The 16544-nt window shown below is 65.4% G+C and carries 16 protein-coding genes; 9 read left to right on the top strand and 7 right to left on the bottom strand.

The genetic code is table 11. The annotated features are described in order from the left end of the window. Nucleotides 1-26 precede the first annotated feature (26 nt). The 6 genes from L867_RS0102025 to L867_RS24335 are packed head-to-tail and all read left to right on the top strand — an operon-like array spanning nt 27 to nt 5280. On the top strand, nt 27-956 hold the full coding sequence (locus L867_RS0102025) for an AAA family ATPase (RefSeq protein WP_028735333.1): 930 nt from the start codon (nt 27-29) through the stop codon (nt 954-956). 3 nt (nt 957-959) lie between these two features. Further along, the gene (locus L867_RS0102020) at nt 960-2222 is read left to right on the top strand and encodes a vWA domain-containing protein (protein ID WP_037172326.1); all 1263 of its coding nucleotides are present in this window, start codon (nt 960-962) and stop codon (nt 2220-2222) included. Beyond that, nucleotides 2219-2548, top strand: coding sequence for an XdhC family protein (locus tag L867_RS0102015; RefSeq protein WP_028735331.1), 330 nt, complete (start codon nt 2219-2221; stop codon nt 2546-2548). The genes L867_RS0102020 and L867_RS0102015 overlap by 4 nt, the downstream gene beginning before the upstream one ends. Continuing rightward, complete coding sequence (locus tag L867_RS0102010) at nt 2548-3255, top strand: XdhC family protein (protein ID WP_028735330.1); 708 nt, start codon at nt 2548-2550, stop codon at nt 3253-3255. The genes L867_RS0102015 and L867_RS0102010 overlap by 1 nt, the downstream gene beginning before the upstream one ends. Continuing rightward, on the top strand, nt 3252-4889 hold the full coding sequence (locus L867_RS0102005; protein WP_028735329.1) for an NTP transferase domain-containing protein: 1638 nt from the start codon (nt 3252-3254) through the stop codon (nt 4887-4889). The genes L867_RS0102010 and L867_RS0102005 overlap by 4 nt, the downstream gene beginning before the upstream one ends. Nucleotides 4890-4893: 4 nt before the next feature. Continuing rightward, nucleotides 4894-5280: a TfoX/Sxy family protein gene (locus tag L867_RS24335; protein WP_084638418.1), complete on the top strand. Its 387-nt coding sequence runs from the start codon at nt 4894-4896 to the stop codon at nt 5278-5280. On the opposite strand, the gene L867_RS0101995 is transcribed toward L867_RS24335, so the two are convergent. The 6 genes from L867_RS0101995 to L867_RS0101970 all read right to left on the bottom strand — a co-directional run bounded on the left by L867_RS0101995 (nt 5242) and on the right by L867_RS0101970 (nt 10690). Beyond that, nucleotides 5242-5649 carry an NUDIX domain-containing protein gene (locus L867_RS0101995; protein ID WP_028735328.1) on the bottom strand — a complete coding sequence of 136 codons (408 nt, stop codon included), beginning with the start codon at nt 5647-5649 and terminating at the stop codon, nt 5242-5244. The genes L867_RS24335 and L867_RS0101995 overlap by 39 nt on opposite strands. Then, entirely contained in the window at nt 5650-7176 is a 1527-nt protein-coding gene (locus L867_RS0101990; protein WP_028735327.1) for a DEAD/DEAH box helicase, read from the bottom strand. A 144-nt stretch (nt 7177-7320) separates the two neighbouring features. Continuing rightward, nucleotides 7321-7944: a LysE family translocator gene (locus L867_RS0101985; protein ID WP_028735326.1), complete on the bottom strand. Its 624-nt coding sequence runs from the start codon at nt 7942-7944 to the stop codon at nt 7321-7323. 52 nt (nt 7945-7996) lie between these two features. Continuing rightward, on the bottom strand, nt 7997-9286 hold the full coding sequence (locus L867_RS0101980; protein ID WP_028735325.1) for a M23 family metallopeptidase: 1290 nt from the start codon (nt 9284-9286) through the stop codon (nt 7997-7999). A 106-nt stretch (nt 9287-9392) separates the two neighbouring features. Next, nucleotides 9393-10223 (bottom strand): ferritin-like domain-containing protein, encoded by an 831-nt coding sequence (locus L867_RS0101975; RefSeq protein WP_037172324.1) that lies wholly within the window; start codon nt 10221-10223, stop codon nt 9393-9395. Beyond that, nucleotides 10223-10690 carry a peroxiredoxin gene (locus L867_RS0101970; protein WP_028735323.1) on the bottom strand — a complete coding sequence of 156 codons (468 nt, stop codon included), beginning with the start codon at nt 10688-10690 and terminating at the stop codon, nt 10223-10225. The genes L867_RS0101975 and L867_RS0101970 overlap by 1 nt, the downstream gene beginning before the upstream one ends. 178 nt (nt 10691-10868) lie before the next feature. On the opposite strand from L867_RS0101970, the gene L867_RS0101965 reads away from it, so the two are divergent. Further along, nucleotides 10869-14222, top strand: coding sequence for a YhdP family protein (locus tag L867_RS0101965; protein ID WP_156951551.1), 3354 nt, complete (start codon nt 10869-10871; stop codon nt 14220-14222). A 21-nt stretch (nt 14223-14243) separates the two neighbouring features. On the opposite strand, the gene L867_RS0101960 is transcribed toward L867_RS0101965, so the two are convergent. After that, nucleotides 14244-14855 (bottom strand): PilZ domain-containing protein, encoded by a 612-nt coding sequence (locus L867_RS0101960; RefSeq protein WP_028735321.1) that lies wholly within the window; start codon nt 14853-14855, stop codon nt 14244-14246. A gap of 320 nt (nt 14856-15175) precedes the next feature. Here L867_RS0101960 and L867_RS0101955 point away from each other — a divergent pair, with 320 nt between their 5' ends. Both L867_RS0101955 and L867_RS0101950 read left to right on the top strand, forming a co-directional pair. Then, nucleotides 15176-15940, top strand: coding sequence for a rhomboid family intramembrane serine protease (locus tag L867_RS0101955; RefSeq protein ID WP_051438760.1), 765 nt, complete (start codon nt 15176-15178; stop codon nt 15938-15940). A gap of 115 nt (nt 15941-16055) precedes the next feature. After that, nucleotides 16056-16490, top strand: a complete 435-nt coding sequence (locus tag L867_RS0101950) for a CBS domain-containing protein (protein ID WP_028735319.1) — start codon at nt 16056-16058, stop codon at nt 16488-16490. The last annotated feature ends 54 nt before the right edge of the window (nt 16491-16544 follow it).

The raw sequence follows: 16544 nt of genomic DNA, 5'->3' as shown, positions 1-16544 counted from the left end.
CTTCCCCTCAATCAAGGGGAGGAACCATGGCGGAGACGTCAAGAACTGGCCTGCCGGCATCGATCGATGCCGTCATCGAACTCCTGTCTGCGCACGATTACCTGGCGGGGCGACCGCTGGCGACCGTGCTGTTCCTGGCACTTCGCATGCAGCGGCCGCTCTTTCTCGAAGGAGAAGCGGGCGTCGGCAAGACCGAGGTCGCCAAGGTGCTGGCCAAGGCGCTCGACCGCCCGCTGATCCGCCTGCAATGTTATGAAGGCCTCGACGTCGCATCCGCCGTCTACGAGTGGAACTATCCGGCGCAGATGCTGGAGATCCGCCTCGCCGAGGCGACCGGCATTACCGATCGCGACCGGCTGGAGCACGATCTCTTCTCCGAGCGCCACCTGATCCGCCGTCCGGTGCTGCAGGCCCTGCAATGCGAGCCGGGCCGCGCGCCGGTCTTCCTCATCGACGAACTCGACCGCACCGACGAGGCCTTCGAGGCCTTCCTCTTGGAAGTGCTGTCCGACTTCCAGGTGAGCATTCCCGAGTTCGGCACGGTCAAGGCGGCCGAGCCGCCGATCGTCATCGTCACCAGCAACCGTACCCGCGAGGTGCATGACGCGCTGAAACGGCGCTGTCTCTACCACTGGGTCGACTATCCGAAGGCCGCCGAGGAACTGGCGATCATCCGGCGCAAGGTGCCGGGCTGCAACGAGCAGCTGTCGCGCCAGATCGTCGCCTATGTGCAGAAGATCCGCACCATCGACCTGTTCAAGAACCCGGGCATTGCCGAGACCATCGACTGGGCGACGGCGCTGACCGAGCTCGACCGGCTGGCGCTCGATCCGGAAACCATTGCCGACACGCTCGGCACGCTGCTGAAATACCAGGAGGACATTGCCCGGATCCAGGGCGGCGAGGGCCACAAGGTGCTCTCGGAGGTCAAGGCCGAACTGCTGGCGGCGGGCTAGGCCATGCAGACGCCGGGAACCGGGGAGGGCATTGTCGTCGTGACGCCGCCGATCGGCGACGGGCGGCTCGCCGACAACATCGTCTATTTCGCCCGCGTCCTGCGCCGCGCCGGGCTCAAGCCCGGTCCCGGAGCCGTTGCCGATGCGATCGCTGCCATCGATGCGATCGGCATCGGTTCGCGCGAGGAATTCCATGCGGCGCTCTCGGCCGTACTCGTCAAGCGGCACGAGGACCAGCCGGTGTTCGACGAAGCGTTTCGCCTGTTCTGGCGCTCGCGTGACCTGATCAACAAGATGATCGCCATGATGTCGCCGGTGGCGCTGGACAGCAGCGAGCGCGAGAAGGCCAAGGCCGGATCGTCGCGGGTGAGCGACGCGCTGTTTGCCGAGCGCGAGCGCCAGAGCCGCGAGCGCGACGAGCCGGACATCGAGATCGACGCCCGCTTCACCGTCTCGGGTAGCGAGGTGCTGCGTCGCACGGACTTTGCCCAGATGTCGGCCGAGGAGCTGTCGCAGGCGAGGCGCGAAATCGAGCGCATGACCATGCCCTTCGATCAGGTGCCGATGCGGCGCTACCAGCCGACCTCGCGGTCGCGCCATGTCGATCCGCGGGCGATGATGCGGGCGGCGATGCGCACCGGCGGCGATCTGATCCTGCCGAAATATCGCGAGCGCCGCCGACAGCCGCCGCCGCTCGTCATCCTCGCCGACATTTCCGGCTCGATGAGCCAGTACACCCGCATCTTCCTGCATTTCCTCCATGTGTTGACCGAGCGGCGCCGGCGCGTGCACACCTTCGTCTTCGGCACGCGGCTGACCAATGTCACGCGGCAGATGCGCAATCGCGATCCCGACGAGGCGATCGACCAATGCACGGATGCGGTGCGCGACTGGTCGGGCGGCACGCGGATCGGCGAGACGCTGAAGGAGTTCAACCACCAATGGGCGCGCCGCGTGCTGGGCCAGGGCGCCATCGTGCTCTTGATCACCGACGGGCTGGAACGCGAGGGGGCGGAACTGCTGGCCACCGAGACCGATCGCCTGCACCGCTCCTGTCGGCGGCTGATCTGGCTCAATCCGCTGCTGCGCTTCGAAGGCTTCGAGGCGCGGGCGCGGGGCGTGCGCGCCATGCTGCCGCATGTCGACGAATTGCGGCCGGTCCACAATCTCAATTCGCTGTCCGATCTGGTCGGTGCGCTTTCGGTAACGTCCACGGACAAGGGCGATCCGCACCGGCTTCTGCGCACCTTGAGGGGGCTCCAATGACCACCGACATGCAGACAAGGGATCCGCTTTTCATCGCCGAGGACTGGATCGGCCAGGGGCGTCAGGTGGCGGTCGCCACCGTCGTCGAGACCTGGGGCTCGGCGCCGCGTCCGGTCGGAAGCCATCTGGTGATCGATGCGGACGGCAATTTCGAAGGGTCTGTCTCGGGCGGCTGCGTCGAGGGCGCTGTGATCACCGAGGCGCTCGACGTGCTGCAGTCGGGCCGGGCGAAGATGCTTGAATTCGGCGTGGCCGACGAAACCGCCTGGCGGGTCGGGCTCTCCTGCGGCGGCAAGATCCGCGTCTTCGTCGAGAGGCTTTCCTGATGCAGCTCTCCAGTCTCAAGGCGCTCAACGCGGCGCGGGCAGCACGGCAGGCGGCGATCCTGATCACCGATCTGGCCGACGCTCACGACCGGGTGGTGGTCGAAGGCGTTGCCGTCGAAGGCGCGCTCGGCGCGGAGATCGCTCAGCGCTTCCGCTCCGGCAAGTCCGGTGCCGTCGAGATCGACGGGCGCCCGCTCTTCCTCAATGCCCACCTGCCGCCGCCGCGCATCGTGGTGATCGGCGCGGTGCATATCAGCCAGGCGCTCTATCCCATGGCGGCGATCGCCGGCTATGACATGAGCATCATCGATCCGCGCACCGCCTTTGCCACGCCGGAACGCTTTTCCGGTGTCGATCTGGTCGCCGACTGGCCGGAGGATGTGCTCTCCACCCGCCCGCTCGATCGCTACAGCGCCCTGGTCGCCGTCACCCATGATCCGAAGATCGACGACTTTGCGATCGCCGCGGCGCTGAAGGCCGGCTGTTTCTATGTCGGCGCGCTCGGCAGCCGAAAGACCCATGCGAAGCGAGTCGAGCGGCTGATGGCGCAGGGCTTTTCCGACGCGGAGATCGCCCGCATCTCGGCGCCGGTCGGCATTGACATCGGCGCCGCGACCCCGGCCGAGATCGCGGTCGCCACCCTGGCGGACGTCATCCAGGCCTTCCGCCGGCGCTCGCTGACCGCTGCCGGAGGCGAGCCCACATGATCTTCGGGGAGTTCGCCACGAGCGACGCCGAGGGCCTGATCCTCGCCCATGCGGTGAAGCTGTTCGCCGGGCGCTTGCCGAAGGGGCATGTACTCGGGGCGGTAGACGTTGCGGCACTGGGCGAGGCGGGCATTGCCAGCGTGATTGCCTGTCGCATGGAGGCGGGCGACCTCGGCGAGGACGTGGCGGCGGAGCACTGCGCCTCGGTGATCGATCCGGCCAATCTGCGGCTTACCCCGGCCTCCACCGGCCGCGTCAATTTCCACGCCACCTGCAATGGCCTGTTCGTCGCCGACAAGGCGCTGGTCGACCGCTTCAACCGTGTCGATCCGGCGATCACGCTCGCCTGTCTCGCCGATCATAGCGACGTGCGCAGCGGCGATCTGGTGGCGACCGTCAAGATCATCCCGCTCGCGGTGCCCGGGGACAGCGTCGAGCAGGCGCGGGCCATCCTCACCGAAGGTGCCGCCTTCCGGCTCAAACCCTACCGGCCGCACGCCGTCCAGCTGATCGCCACCGAACTGCCGTCGCTGAAACCCTCGGTGATGGACAAGACCGCGCGGGTGCTGGAGCAGCGCCTGGCCCCCTCGTCGAGCGAACTGGTGGCCGAACAGCGGGTCGCGCATCGGGCCGAAGCGGTTGCCGCGGCGATCGAGAATGCCTTGCGGCGGACCGACACCCGGCCGCCGATGATCGTCGTCTTCGGCGCCTCGGCCATGTGCGATGCCGTCGACGTCATCCCCGAATCGATCCGCATGGCCGGCGGTGTGGTCGATCAGGTGGGGCTTCCCGTCGATCCCGGCAATCTGCTGGTGCTCGGCCATGTCGAGGGTGTCCCGGTGATCGGTGCGCCCGGCTGCGCCCGCTCGCCCAAGGAAAACGGCTTCGACTGGGTGCTGAACCGGCTCCTGGCCGGCGAGACGCCGACGGCCCACGAACTGACGGGGCTGGGCGTCGGAGGACTGCTGATGGAAATTCCAAGCCGGCCCCTGCCGCGCGAACTGGCGACCGATGTCGAACTCCAGCCGCTCAAGGTGGCGATCGTGCTTCTCGCCGCCGGCAAGGCAAGCCGCATGGGCGAGAGCGGGCGGCACAAGCTGCTGGCCGAATTCGAAGGCGAGCCGCTCGTGCGCCGCTCGGCGCGGAACGCGCTCGTGGCGGGAGCGGGCGAGGTCATCGTCGTCACCGGCCATCGCGCCTTGGAGATCGCCGACAGCCTGACGGGCCTCGCCGTCGCCTGCGTCGACAATCCCGACTATGCGAGCGGCATGGCGAGTTCGCTGAAAGCCGGCTTTGCCGCGGCCAATGCGGGCGGCGCCGACGGCGTGCTGGTCATGCTCGCCGACATGCCGGGCGTCTCGGTCAGCGATCTACACGCGCTGGTCTCGGCCTTTCGCGCATCGGCAGGCCGCTCGATCGTGCGCGCCGTCGCCTGCGGCAAGCGCGGCAATCCGGTCATCCTGCCGCGCTCGACCTTCGAGGCGATCAAGTCGCTCGAAGGCGACATCGGCGCCCGGCCGATCATCGAGACTGCCGGCCTGCCGATCGTCGACGTCGAGATCGGCGTCGCCGCCCGGCTGGACGTCGATACGCCCGAGGCCGTGATCGCGGCCGGCGGAATCCTGAAGGGGTAGGCGCATGGACAATGTCGAGATCGAGGAAGTCTTCTCGTCGCTCGGGCCGGTTGGCATCAAGCGCATGTTCAGCGGCAAGGGCATCTACCACCAGGGCGTGATCATCGCCCTCTACCTGTTCGACGAGCTGATGCTGAAGGCCGATGCGCAGACGGCACCGGCGTTCTCGACCGCCGGCGCGCGCCAGTGGGTCTATCAGCGCGAGGGCAAGAACCCCGTCGCCATGCCCTACTGGTCGGTGCCGGAGGACGCCTATGACGATCCGGACGAGATGGCGAAATGGGTGCGGCTGGCCTTCGAGGCGGGATTGAGGGCCGAGGCGGCCAAGGTCAAGCCGGCACGGCCGCGCGGCTCAGCGCAGATGAGGCAAAAGCGCGCGCGTGAAGGCTGACAGCGGTTCGGGCAGCGTGTCGAGATCGAACCAGCCGATGGCCGACAGCTTGTCCGGCTCGGTCAGTTGCGGTTCGCCCTGAATGTCGGTGGTCTTGTAGAGCAGCGAGATCCAGTGCTGGCCGTCGGCTTCGATGATCTGTTCCGTCGTGGTGACGAATTCGATCGCGCCGATCGCCAGGCCCGTTTCTTCCTCGGCCTCGCGGCGAGCCGCGACTGCCGCCGGCTCCAGGTGATCCACCTTGCCGCCGACGATGTTCCAGAATCCGGCTTCGGGTGCCTTCAGACGACGGCAGAGCAATAGCTTGCCGTCGCGCAGGATCGCCAACCCGACGCCGACACCGGGGAAATCGATGCCGGGCTTGGACACTTAGGACTTCGCGGCAGCGACGATCAGCATGAAGGCGGGGATTTCGTCGCCGAAACCGACCGGGGTCGGGCCGTCGTCATGATCGCGATAGTGGCTGCGGCGGCGCTCGCGCTGATCGTCATTGGCCGGGTTCGGCCGCGCGCTGCGGTTACCTTGAGTGGGTCGCCTGTCTGCCTTGCGCTCGGTGCTCAATGGTTCGGTCCTTACCGGTTCGATGACTTCTTCTGCTTCGCGGGCCTTTGCGGGTTCTGCCTCGCGTGCCTTGACGGGCTCGGCCCTTGTCTCGGTCTTGGGACCGCTGCGGCGCTCACGTCCCCGGTCCTTATCCTTGTCCTTGTCGCGCGAGCCACGCTTGCCACGGCCCTCATCATGGCTTTCGGCCATCGGCGGCAGCGACGAGACGTCGCCGTCGAGCCATTCGATCTTGTTGCCGATCAGCTTTTCGATCGCGTCGAGATACTTGGTGTCGCTGCGGGTCACCAGCGTGAAGGCAGCGCCGGAGCGGCCGGCACGACCGGTACGGCCGATGCGGTGGACATAGTCCTCGGCATGGATCGGAACGTCGAAATTGAAGACGTGGCTGACGTCCGGAATGTCGAGGCCGCGGGCCGCGACGTCGGAGGCGACGAGCAGGGTGATCTGGTTGTCCTTGAAGCCCGCCAGCATGGCCGTGCGCGAGCGCTGGTCCATGTCGCCGTGCAGGGCGCCGACCGAGAAGCCGTGGCGCTCGAGCGAGCGGAACAGGTCGGCGACATCCTTCTTGCGGTTGCAGAAGATGATGGCGTTCTTCAGGTCCTGCTGCGAACGGATCAGGTCGCGCAGCGTCGAACGCTTTTCGTAGTCCTTGTTGTGGGCGGCGACGAGGCGCTGCGTCACGGTAGTGGCCGTCGAGGACGGCAACGAGACTTCGACGCGTTCCGGGTTCTGCAGGAAGCGGTCCGCGAGCTTCTGGATCTCCGGCGGCATGGTGGCCGAGAAGAACAGCGTCTGGCGGGTGAACGGGATCATCTTGGCGATTCGCTCGATGTCCGGGATGAAGCCCATGTCGAGCATGCGGTCGGCTTCGTCGATGACGAGGATCTCGACACCGGTCATCAGCAGCTTGCCGCGTTCGCAATGGTCGAGTAGGCGGCCAGGCGTGCAGATCAGCACGTCGGCGCCACGTTCGAGCTTGCGGTTCTGCTCTTCGAAGGACACACCACCGATCAGCAGCGCAACGTTCAGCTTGTGGTTCTTGCCGTATTTCTCGAAGTTTTCGGCGACCTGGGCGGCCAGTTCGCGGGTCGGCTCGAGGATCAGCGTGCGCGGCATCCGGGCGCGGGCCCGGCCGTTTTCGAGCAGTGTCAGCATGGGCAGTACGAAGGAAGCGGTCTTGCCCGTGCCGGTCTGCGCGATGCCGCAAATGTCGCGGCGCTGCAGGGCAAACGGGATGGCGCCAGCCTGAATCGGCGTCGGCACGGTGTAGCCGGCGTCGGTGACGGCAGAAAGTACTTTTTGGCTCAGGCCAAGGTCAGAAAATGTGGTCAAAGGGGAATCTGTTCCGTTCCGGTTCTTGCGAACGCTATTGTGCCGCCCTGGACGTGGGCGTTAACGTCAGCGCGGGATAGTGCCAAAATGCTTGAAAGTCAAGGAAACTGCCGGATTTGCAGTAACAAAGGATGAATAGTCGGATCAACTGCCGCGATGCGTGGCAATTACCGCGATCCCGGCGCAGGCGAGCACCGTACCCGCTCCGCGATTGACGGCCCTGACGATGCGCGGGGTGCTGAGCAGGCGCCGCGCGCGCCCGGCGATCCAGACATGGCCTCCGACCACCACCATCTCGACGGCGAGGATGACTGCGGCAAGCGACATATAGCCGCCGGCGGAGAAGTCCGCACCGACGAAGTTCGGCAGAAGGGCGAGGTAGAAGAGCGGCATTTTCGGGTTGCCGAGGTTGAGCGCAATCGCGGTGAAGCAGACCGTCACGAGGTCGCGGCCGCGCTCCGGTTCGGCAAGCTCGGCGATGACCGGCTTCGCTGTCCATAGCCGGATACCCATGTAGATGAGCCAGGCCGCGCCGCCATAGCGCAGCACGGTCATGACGAGGCCCATTTCGCTGGCGATGAGCGACAGGCCGAAGGCGGCGAGCGCCAGATAGATGAGGATGCCGATCACGGTTCCGATCCCGTAGGCGATACCCGACGAGGCGCCGTGCGACACCGTGCGCGCCATGATCGTCATGTTGTCGGGGCCGGGGCTCGCGGCAAAGACGAAGAAGGCGAGGGCGAAAGCGAGAAGGGCTTGCGGTTCCATGGCTGATCCGGCGTTGCGGGCATGGTCCACTTTACAGCCCGGCGCCGGCCGGTCAATCGATCAACGTTGTCAGTTTCATGCCGGCATTGAGGAAGCGCATCGGGTCGAGCGCCTCGCCGTTGCGGCGGACCTCGTAGTGCAGGTGCGGGCCGGTGGAGCGGCCGGTACTGCCCGACAGACCGATCACGTCGCCGCTCGCCACCTCGTCGCCGACCTTGACCAGCACGCGCGACATGTGGCCGAAGCGCGTCGTCAGGCCGAGGCCGTGGTCGATCTCGACCATGTTGCCGTAGCCGCCGGCCGGACCGGCGGCGATGATCTTGCCGGCGCCGGTGCTCCTGATTTCGCCGCCGACCGGCGAGCGGAAATCGATCCCGGCATGCATGGCAAGGCCGCCGAGGAAAGGGTCGGGGCGGTTGCCGAAGCGGCTGGTGATGTCCTTGCCGGGGGCGGGATTGGCAAAGGGCATGCGCTTTGCCGTGCCGCGCATGGTCTCAAGACGGGTGAGCGCCGCATCGAGCTCGTTCAGCGAGGCGTTGAACGGCGTGGAGGACTGCGGCGCGACATAGGGGCCGCCGATCCCCTCGGCTGCATCGGCGTTCGCCGCCTCGTCGAGCGGAATGCCGTTGCGCAGCAGGATGCCGGAGATTTCCTCGGCGGTCTCGGTCGCGCCGCTCGTGAGCTGCTGGATCCGGTCGATCTGGTCCTGTTCGATGTCCTTCAGCGACAGCGTCATGTGCGAGAACAGCCGGTCGGCGCGATCGGCCACGGTGTCGGTGAGTGGCACGTAGCCGAGGGCCGACGTCTTCTGCGCCGGTTCGGCCTTGCCGCCGCCGAGCAGGTTTTCGATCGCGGCGGCACCGCCCGAAAGGCTGGCCTGCTTGTTCGGTTCGCCGGGCTTGATGGTCGGCACCGGCCCTGATTCGGGCAGTTCGCCGACGGCCTGGGCGCGGTCGAGCAGGGCGTCCAGGCGTCCATGCCGGGAGGCCAGCGCCACTTGCTGTTCCAGCAGCTTTTCGACCTTGTCCTCGACCACCTGCTGATCGAGCAACTGGCGGGAGGTGACGCGGTCGACCTGGGCGCGGAGTGCTGCGATTCGGTCTTCATATTCGTGTTGCATGCGGGCCTGGCGCGCCATCGAGGCGCCGATCAGGTTGTCGCGGAAGACGAGATAGGTCGTGGCGCCGAGATAGCCGATCGCCATGACGCCGACGAAGCAGAAGGCGATTGCCGCCATCCAGGGGCGCACGGTCATGTGGCGAATCCTGTCGCCGCTGGCGAGGATCACGACATGCTCCTGCCGTCGCTTGCCAAAGACCTGATTGGATGTCTTTCCCGCCACGGGTGTCTCCCTTCATGCTCTTGCCGCATCCGGTTCGAGCTTGACGGGGATTACACACCGTTAAGGTTAATAATGCCTAAATTAACAAGCGTTGAGGGCCTTGGCCCTAGCTGCTGGTGGAGGTCAGCGAGCGGTAGAAGGACGGCGTCAGGCCGGCCTCGGCGCGCGCCACATCGTTGAACGGTGCCTTGAGCGCGCCGCGGAAATTGGCCCGCACGAGCTGCTTGAAGGTCGCTGCGGGATCCTTCCTCTCGCGGGCGCAGAGAAAGCGGAACCACTTGGCGCCGACCGCGACATGGCCTTTTTCGTCCTCATAGATGACCTTCAGCACGTCGGCGCTGTCGATATCGCCGGTTTCGCGCATCTTTTCCTGCAGCGACGGGGTGACGTCGAGGCCGCGCGCCTCGAGAATCAGCGGCACCACGGCCAGACGCGCGGTCAGGTCGTTGCGGGTCGAATGGGCGGCCTGCCAAAGGCCGTCATGGGCGGGCATGTCGCCGTAGTCGGCGCCCAGCGCCTGCATCCGCTCGCGCACCATGCGGAAGTGCTTGGCTTCTTCGAAGGCGACCCGCATCCAGCCGTCGAAGAAGGAATGGGGCACCGGTTCGGAAGCGAATCGCGCGACGATGTCGAGCGCCAGGTCCACCGCATTGAGCTCGATATGGGCGAGCGCATGCAGCATGGCGATGCGGCCGGGAAGCGTGTGCAGCGAGCGCTTCTCCGTCGCCTTCGGCGGAACCAGCAACGGCTTTTCCGGCCGGCCGGGCCGCTCGGGAAGTTCGGGATCGAGCGGCGAGCGCAGCGACAGGCGGCGCGCGTGCCAGCGCCGCGCAGTCTCCTGCGCCAGTTCGGTCTTCTCGTCGAGGTCTGCGCTGAGGATCGCCAGGGTCGCGCCGCCGCGCAGCGAGGTGATCCGGACCCGGTCGGAACCTGTCATCAGAGCCCTTGAACCGATTTCAGCACCGCCTCGGCATGGCCGGCGACCTTGACCTTGCGCCATACGGCGGCCACGCGGCCGTCACGGTCGACCAGGAAGGTGGAGCGCTCGACGCCCATGTAGGTGCGGCCATACATGCTCTTTTCCTTCCACACGCCATAGGCTGAAAGGACCGATTTCTCTTCATCCGACGCAAGAATGACCGAGAGGCCGTGCTTGGCGACGAACTTGTCATGGCTCTTGACCGCATCCGGCGACAGGCCGATCACCTTGGCGCCGGCCTTGGAGAATTCGTCGGCGAGCGCAGTGAAGGCCAGCGCCTCGGTCGTGCAGCCGCTGGTATCGTCCTTCGGGTAGAAGTACAGGACGACAGGAGACCCACGCATTTCGCCCAGTGATACCGTGCCGCCGCCGTCCCGGGGCAGGGTGAAATCCGGAGCCAAGTCGCCTGCGGTCAAATCTGCCATGGGAAAACCTTTCTTTTGCCCGCATTATGGATGATTGTCGGCACACTCGATATATAGTCCGCGACGCAGTCGTCCACGCGCGACTGTGATAACGACATCGATCGACGGAGACAATCGCCGGCACATGGGAGAAATCCGGGGCGAAAAGGTACGGTTTCGCAGACAGGACTTCGTGGCCTTGCACGAGCTTCCGTCGGCGCTCGTCGATGATCCGTTGATCGTCCATTGCCCGCCGCGGGCCACCTTCGCGCGGCGAATCCTGCGCTATTTCATCGGCATTGCCGGTCTCTTTCTCGTTGTCGTCGGCGGAGTCTTTGCCGTCATCGAAAGCGGTGCGCTCGACGCGGCACTGTCGAACGGTGCACGTGCCGTGCTCAATTCCGCCGTCGGGCCTGCGTTCCGGGCTGAAATCGGCGAGACCGCGATCCGCTTTTCCGACAATTTCCAGCTGGCGGTCGAAGCGCGCAATGTCGCGATCGTGCCCGAGGGCGGCAAGAGCCCGCTGGCGCTCACCCAGTCTGTCGCCATGGTGCTCGACCCGATCGCGCTGCTCGGCGGCAATTTCAAGGTCAAGGAGATCGTGACCCATGGGGTGGCGCTCGATGCGCGGCTTCTGCCGGCCGGTCCGCCGATCGACTTTGCCAACCTTCGCGTCGACAGCATTCCCGCCGTTCTCGACCGGGCCTTCCTGGAACTCGATCAGATCCAGTCCTTCATCGCCAAGGGCGGGCTCGATCGCATGCGGATCGGCGGGCTCGAAGTCTCCACCACCGGCACCAACGGACGCCCCCTGCTGATTTCCGTCGATGATCTCGCCATGGAGCGCGGCGCCGACGATTCGCTGTCATTCTTCGGGGCGGTCTCGGTCAATGGCCAGCAGACGGAGATTTCGGCCCTTACCGTCAATACCGGCGGCAAGGCACAGTCCCTGACCCTTCGTCTGGCGGATGTGCGTCTCACGCCTTTTCTGTTGCGGCGCGGCGCGGCGGGCAATCCGCGCCAGGGCCTGGACGGATCGGCCGAGGTGACCATTTCGGCGAAGCGGGCCGGCGAAGGGCAGAAGCCCGCGATGAACATGGTCGTCGAGACTGCCGGCGGCATGGTCTACTCCGACGGCATAGGGCAGGAGCTGACGCGTGCGCGTCTCAATTTCGGCTACGACTTTGCCAAGGATACGCTGGAGCTGTCATCGTCGCGGGCCGAATTCGGCCGGATGATCCTGCCACTGTCGGGCGGCCTGATCGACCTCGACCGCTTGCCCGGCAATGCCGAATCCGGTCCGGGCTTCGGCATCGATCTTCTGGTGAGCGAAGGACGGGCCGATGTTCCGTCCGCCGGAGAATCACCTTTTCCTTTTTCGCTCAAAGCTTTCGGGCGTTATCTTAATGAAAAGAAAGAGCTGAAGCTCGACACCTTTACGGTTTCCACGCCAAACGGCACGATGGACGCCTCGCTCGGCATCCGTTTCGTCGGGACCGGGCCGGAAATACGTTTCGACGCGCTGATCCGAGACATGAAGACGTCGGTCGTCAAGCAGCTCTGGCCCTACTGGATCGCCGAGAAGCCGCGCCGCTGGGTGCTCGCCAACATCTTCGGCGGCACCATCACCAACGGGCAGATTTCGGTGTTCATTCCGCAGGACCGTCTGACCGTCGAGCCGAAGCCGCTGCATCTCGACGAGAACGAGTTGCGCGTCAGCTTCGATATCGTCGACGCGCGCATGAACGTCACCGGCGAAATCCCGCCCTTGCGCGATACCTCCGCGCATTTCGACCTTTCCGGCCGGCAGGTCGTCACCACGATCCATTCGGCGGCGTCCTACTTCCCGTCGGGCCGAATCGTGAAGGTCGAACGCGGCGAGCTGAAGCTCGAGGACATCTATCGCAAGCCGCTGATGGCCGACATCAACATCGCCGTTTCGGGCGCCGCCGACGCGGTCGCCGAACTCGTCTCCTTCAAGCCGATCCGAGCCCTGGAGCGCGTCGGCTTTGCCGTCGAGGACTTCACCGGCGCGGTGCGCGGCGAGGCCCGTGTCCGGCTCGGCCTGATCTCCGACCAGCATCCGCCGGATCCCGACTGGAAGGCGAATCTCGACCTGACTGGCGTCGATGTCGCAAAGCCGTATTCGGGCCGCAAGATCACCGAACTCACCGGCAAGCTCGACGTCGATCCCAGGGCGGCCCGGCTGGAGGGCAAGGCCAAGATCGACGGCGTGCCGATGGAACTGCAGGTGACCGAGCCGGTCGACAAGGACAAGCCGGTGGCGCGCGAGCGCGTCGTCAAGCTGAAGCTCAACAACGAGGAACGCCGGCGCTTCGTGCCCGGCCTCGAAGATCTGGTCGACGGCCCGATCACGGTCGAGGTGTCGCGCGTCGACGATCAGCGCCAGGCGGCAGTCATCGACCTGTCGTCGGCGACATTGACCGTGCCCTGGATCGGATGGGCAAAGGGGCAGGGGATCGCCGCCAAGGCGACCTTCGAGGCGATCGAAAGCGAGGGCCAGACGGCAATCGAAAAATTCGTCCTCGACGGTCAGGGTTTCGGTGCGGCAGGCTCGCTCGTCGTTGGCAAGCAGGGCCTTATCTCGGCCGACTTCAGCCGCATGCGTCTTGCACCCGCAGACGACTATTCGCTTACCGTTCGACAGAACAAGGGCGGTTATGACGTCTCGGTGTCCGGGAAGTCAGCCGATGTGCGTTCGTTGATCACCGAGCTCAAGTCGCCCGGCCGAGGCCAGGGCGACGCGGGCGAGAAGAAGACCGACCTCAAGGTCAAGGGACAGATCGACCGCGTTGTCGGCTTCGGCGACGAAGTGCTCGCCGGCGTGTCGATCCTCTACGGCGCGCGTGACGGCAAGACTACGGCGCTCGATGTGTCCGGCGTCACCGATAGCGGCCAGGCGGTCGTTGCCAAGCTGCGCCGTCCGTCGGAACTCAGCGAAGTTTCGGTGACCAGCAGCGATGCGGGTGCCGTGGCGCGGTTCATCAATCTCTACAACCGCATGATCGGTGGGTTGATGAATCTGAAGCTCTCCCAGTATGCCAACGGCACCTGGAGCGGCTCGCTCGATGTGCGCGACTTCCGCGTCGAGAACGAGCAGCGGCTGCAGTCGATCGTCACCACGCCGACGGGCGCCGATGGCAGGAGCCTCAACACGGCCGTCAAGAAGGACATCGATGTCAGCTCCGCCCGCTTCCAGCGCGCCTTCGCCCGCCTCGTCTATGCAGATGGCGGGCTGCGCGTCGAGAATGGCGTGGTGCGGGGCGAGCAGGTCGGCGCGACGTTCCAGGGGATGGTGCGTGACGTCAAGGGCCAGATCGACCTGACCGGCACGTTCATGCCCGCCTACGGTCTCAACCGCCTGTTCGGCGAACTTCCGGTGATCGGCATCCTGCTCGGCAATGGCCGTGATCGCGGCCTGCTCGGCATCACCTTCAAACTGACGGGTGCCACCGAACAGCCGAAGCTGGTCGTCAATCCGCTGTCGATCATCGCGCCCGGCGTGTTTCGCCAGATCTTCGAGTTTCGCTGAGGTGCCGGCGAGGCGCCGTTCTTAGAGGAATTCGGTGAGCGCTTCGCGCGACTGCAGCGTGAGGAACTCGATCGCCACGCCTTCGAGGAAGTGGCGCACCACGCGCCCACGCATGTTGCCGAGCTGGACCGCCATGCCGATCGGCGGGCGGATGTCGATATCGACCGCCGCACCCGAGAGCGAAAGGTCCATCAGGCGGCAGGGATAGCGGCGTCCATCCTCGAGCTTCAGCTCGGTGCGCGTCACCCGCGGTGTCAGGCGGTCGTGGCGGCGGTCTTCGGGCAGGCCGAGTTCGTGCTTGTTGGCGATCCAGGTCAACTGGGCTGCGAGCTTTTCGCGCTTGCGGCCCGTCGCGTTGATCGACATGACGAAGCCGCCTTCGACCAGCTTGATCACGTTGCCCTCGAGGCGTCCGAGATGGTCGATATAGGCGATCACCCGCTCGTTGGGGACAGGGCAGCCGGCGCAGGCGAACCGCACGTCGCCCGGCGACATGTCGACCACCTTGCAGACATATTCCTCATAGTTGGCGAGCATCAGCCGGCCTTGCAGGTTCACGGCGACACGTTGGAACGCCCGCCGTTGAGCAGGAGAGACAAGACCACCGTTCTGCGCTGCGGGAGAGGAATACATGGTTCTGTTCTGAAATATTTCTCTATCGTTAAACAATTACCGGCAAGCCGTTAACATAACGTTTTGCCCGGCGCCCGGATCTGTCCTATTCGCAAGGCCATACTGTGGGATTAAGGTTAATTCTTTCTGATCGTTGCGGCCCTTGGCCGGTTGTGGCAAATGACGATCATCACGTCACGAAGGTCATCCTTCGGCACCAATTTCGGGTGGGGGCCAGGCTCCCGGGGGACCCGACAAGCCGCCCGGCACTTAAGGGCGGCTTTTTTTTATCCCTTCGGTCGGCTATGCAGCTTCGTTGATGTCACGAAGGTTGGTGCCGCATGGATGAGTTGCCCCCGAGATCGCCGATTGGCGATTCTTCTCCCGAAGGGGGAGACAATGCTCCGCCACCGCGCGTGCCGGTGTTCAATCTGCCGGCCGGCATCCTGGCGGCCCTCGCGCTGCTCGGCGTCATCTATGCGGCTCAGTCGCTGATTCTCTCTGCTGCGGCCGCCGAATGGCTGGCCGTCACCTTCGGCTTCCTGCCGCTGCGCTACGTCTACCCGCTGGCGGAGCAGGGCCTTGAGTGGCTGTGGACGCCGGTGACCTATTCGCTGCTGCATGGCAGCCTGGAACACCTCGCCTTCAACGGCTTGTGGCTCGCCGCCTTCGGCACGCCCGTCGTCCGGCGTATCGGCAATCTGCGATTCGTCATTTTCTGGATCACCTCGGCGGCGGCCGGTGCCGCCGTTCATGCCGGCGTCAACTGGGGCCAGCCGACGATCCTGATCGGTGCTTCCGGCGTGGTGTCGGCCTTGATGGGATCGGCCTGCCGCTTCGCCTTCGGCAGTTCGGGGCGCTCCATTGCGCATTACACGGGGTCCCAGCCGGCCCGGCTGTCGATCGGCGAGGCGCTGTCCTTGCGCACGGTCCGCGTCTTCATCATCGTCTGGTTTCTCGGCAATATCGCCATTGCCCTTGGCCTGCCGCTGTTCGGCGACCTCGCCGGCACGATCGCCTGGGACGCCCACATCGGCGGCTTCCTGTTCGGCTTTCTGCTGTTCGGTCTCTTCGATCCGGTGCCTGCGGGCAACCGATCCTTTTAGCTGCGTTGCGAGTATATTGCATTCCACTGAGATAACGGGCACCATTTCGCCTGTCGCGGACGCATGGAGGAATGCGGAGGCGGGCCCGAACGGGTTGAATGCGAAGGAGGAACGAATGTCAGCGTCAGTCAGGAGCATACTCGAAGTCAAAGGCCGTGATGTCGTGACCATCGGTCCGAACGTCACGATGGCCGAAGCTGCCCGGACACTCGACGAACACAAGATCGGCGCGGTGGTGGTCGTGGGGATGGAGAACCGCATCGTCGGCATCTTCACAGAACGAGATCTGGTTCGATCGATCGGGCGGTCGGGTGCGGGTGCGCTGGAGCAACCGGTATCGGCGATGATGACCGCCAATGTCTATCGTTGCAGCGAGAGCACGACGGTCAACGAACTGATGGAAGTGATGTCCAGCCGGCGTTTCCGCCACGTTCCGGTCGAGGAAAGCGGCAAGCTCTGCGGAATCATCTCGATCGGCGACGTGGTGAAGTCGCGCATCCGCGAGGTCGAAACCGAGGCCGAGCAGATCAAGGCCTATATCGCCGGCTGACGGCGGGGCTCACGCCCCGGCCATCGGTTTCTCGTCCGCAGGCGGAGCCTTTGC

It is taken from the genome of Paenirhizobium selenitireducens ATCC BAA-1503 (assembly GCF_000518785.1).
In the GTDB taxonomy this organism is placed as follows: Bacteria; Pseudomonadota; Alphaproteobacteria; order Rhizobiales; family Rhizobiaceae; genus Allorhizobium; species Allorhizobium selenitireducens.
The sequence above is the reverse complement of the archived record's forward strand: the minus strand, read 5'-3'. Positions and strand labels throughout refer to the sequence as shown.